Raw genomic sequence first — 2,704 nt, forward strand, 5'->3', positions numbered from 1 at the left:
AGCTGATGAAATCAGCGTAGTAGAGCCCACTCAACCACTGCGTCTTGCTCAACAATCCAAAAATAATTGAAAGGCTAGGACTTTTGTCCCAGCCTCCCTTGATTTTTATTTGCTATCGTGGTTTTCAACTGCCGCTGTGATAAAGGCTGTGTAAAGTCCTTCTGGGCGGTTTGGACGGCTTGACAATTCTGGGTGGTATTGGCAAGCAACAAAGAATTTGTTTTCTGGGATTTCAACGATTTCGACCAAACGGTTGTCTGGTGAAACGCCTGAGAAGACAAATCCTGCTTCTTCGAACTGTTCACGGAAAGCATTGTTAAACTCATAACGGTGACGGTGGCGACGTTGTACCACTTCTTGATTGTCATAGGCAGCTGCTGCTTTTGATCCTCGTTTGAGTTTAGAAGGGTAAAGACCGAGACGGAGCGTTCCACCCATGTCTTCCACATCGATTTGGTCCCGCATGATATCGATAATTGGATACTTGGTTTCTGGATCCAATTCGGATGAATTAGCCCCTTCCAAACCTAAAACGTGACGGGCAAATTCGATACAGGTTAACTGCATACCCAAGCAGACACCCAACATTGGTACGTCCTGTTCACGCGCATACTTGATGGCTTGAATTTTTCCTTCTGTTCCCCGTTGACCAAAACCACCTGGGACAATGATCCCATCCGCATCTCCAAGGAGTTCTGCCACATTCTCAACAGTCACATCATTGGCATTGACCCAATTAATCTTGACCTCTGCATCATTGGCATACCCTGAGTGCTTCAAGGCCTCAACGACAGAAATGTAGGCATCTTGCAATTCTACGTATTTTCCAACCAAGGAAATCTTGACCTGCTTCTTGAGGTTCATGACCTTGTCGACCATTGCAGACCATTCTGTCATATCTGCTGCAGGAACATCCAATTTCAAATGGTCACAAACGATTTGGTCCATATTTTGTGCTTGCAAGTTCAATGGGATTTGGTACAAATGTTCCACATCCAGTGATTCAATGACAGCTTCTGGTGCCACATCACAGAATTGAGCCAACTTGTTCTTAATTCCTTGACCAGCTGGTTTTTCTGTACGGATGACCAACATATTTGGTTGAATTCCAAGACCACGCAATTCTTTCACAGAGTGTTGGGTCGGCTTGGTTTTCATTTCTCCCGCAGCCTTCAAGTAAGGTAGAAGAGTGGTGTGGATGTACATAACGTTTTCAGCACCAACATCTGCCTTCATTTGACGTAGAGCTTCAAGGAATGGAAGGGACTCAATGTCTCCAACTGTTCCCCCGACTTCTGTGATGATGACATCTGAATCCGTCGTCGTCGCTGCTCGTTTGATCTTTTCTTTCAAGGCATCTGTAATATGAGGAATCACCTGTACCGTCGCGCCCAAGTATTCTCCACGACGTTCCTTGCGAAGGACTTCGCTATAAATTTTCCCTGTTGTCACATTTGAGTACTTATTCAAATTGATATCAATAAAGCGTTCATAGTGACCAAGGTCCAAGTCTGTCTCTGCGCCATCGTCTGTGACAAATACTTCCCCGTGTTGGTAAGGGCTCATCGTCCCTGGGTCAATATTGATATAAGGGTCAAATTTTTGGATGGTCACTTTCAATCCACGATTTTTGAGCAAGCGACCAAGACTTGCTGCGACAATCCCTTTCCCGATGGATGATACGACACCACCTGTGACAAAAATATATTTTGTTGACATGTGCTTTCCTCTTCTTCTAATGTTGTAGAGGCCATTCCTCTTTGCAGAAAAAACAAAAATAGCTCCCTAATCCTTAGGGAGCTCCGACCTCAAAATGAGGTGCCCGAACAATATCTTACCGCAAATGGATTACTTTGTCAAATTGAAAAATTCATGAAAATGATTTTCGCTGTTTACACGACCTTTTCCACTCCATTTTGTGTGACGAGAAATTTCTCAAATTGAAGCTGAGGCATGCAAAGAGCAAGGTCCTTGTGGATTCGTTCTAGCGCTTCTAAACGCATCTCGACTGACGTCTCGGTATTTCCTTGGATGACAAAGAGAGCGTTTTGCGTAGTCTCCTCAAATTTGTAATGGTCACTATCGCGTACATCCAACCAAGCCAGAACTCCTTTTTGATCCCGGTAGACAGGATCTGTCGGTGCGACATGTTTTTCACTAGAAAGGATCGGGAGAAAGAGATCGTTTCTTTGACTCACTGTAAATTCAATCGGTCCCTCAATCTTATCTAGGTCATGTCCTCCGATCGCGAGAAAAGACTTCAGCGATTCGACATTATAGATATCGATGATGCTATTGATCTGAGGAAGAGCTCCTCGATGCTGGATGTTTCGGATAAGAGCTAGGACTGTTGGTGGATTTTTCTTGATGCTACGCCCTACTTTTTGCAAAAGGTCTGTATACCCTTTAATGACAGGAGATGCCACTACTTCTTCTGTCTGACACTGGAGCGCCCATTGTTCAAGCTCTTTCTTCTTTTCAAGAAAAGAAGGGGGCAAAACTGCTTGGGGATCCACATTTCTAGCAATTCCGACCACAACTGTATCAATACCAAGAGCTACTAAACTTTGATCTAAACGAAAGTCCATCTGGAACACCTCCTATTGGGAAACCTTACACGTTTATCATACGACATTTCATCACTTTTTTCAATGCAAACAAAAAGAGAGTGGGACAGAAATCGGTAATTCGTTAGAATTCGATT

2 protein-coding genes are annotated in these 2,704 nt (G+C 43.9%); both read right to left on the reverse strand.

Going from position 1 to position 2,704, the window contains the following annotated elements; all coding sequences use genetic code 11:
• Positions 1–105: 105 nt before the first annotated feature.
• Entirely contained in the window at positions 106–1,719 is a 1,614-nt protein-coding gene (locus ADG03_RS01700; protein ID WP_024056237.1) for a CTP synthase, read from the reverse strand.
• 173 nt (positions 1,720–1,892) lie between these two features.
• A complete protein-coding gene (locus ADG03_RS01705; protein ID WP_049472636.1) occupies positions 1,893–2,588 on the reverse strand; it encodes a B3/B4 domain-containing protein in 696 nt (231 codons plus the stop codon).
• Positions 2,589–2,704 lie beyond the last annotated feature (116 nt).

Origin of the sequence: Streptococcus parasanguinis, assembly GCF_001069785.1 — a bacterium.
Classification (GTDB): domain Bacteria; phylum Bacillota; class Bacilli; order Lactobacillales; family Streptococcaceae; genus Streptococcus; species Streptococcus parasanguinis_T.

Bases quoted from the DNA above. Each gene is read 5' to 3' on its own strand.
- ADG03_RS01700 (WP_024056237.1), bottom strand. From the start codon at position 1,719: ATGTCAACAAAATATATTTTTGTCACAGGTGGTGTCGTATCATCCATC.
- ADG03_RS01705 (WP_049472636.1), bottom strand. From the start codon at position 2,588: ATGGACTTTCGTTTAGATCAAAGTTTAGTAGCTCTTGGTATTGATACA.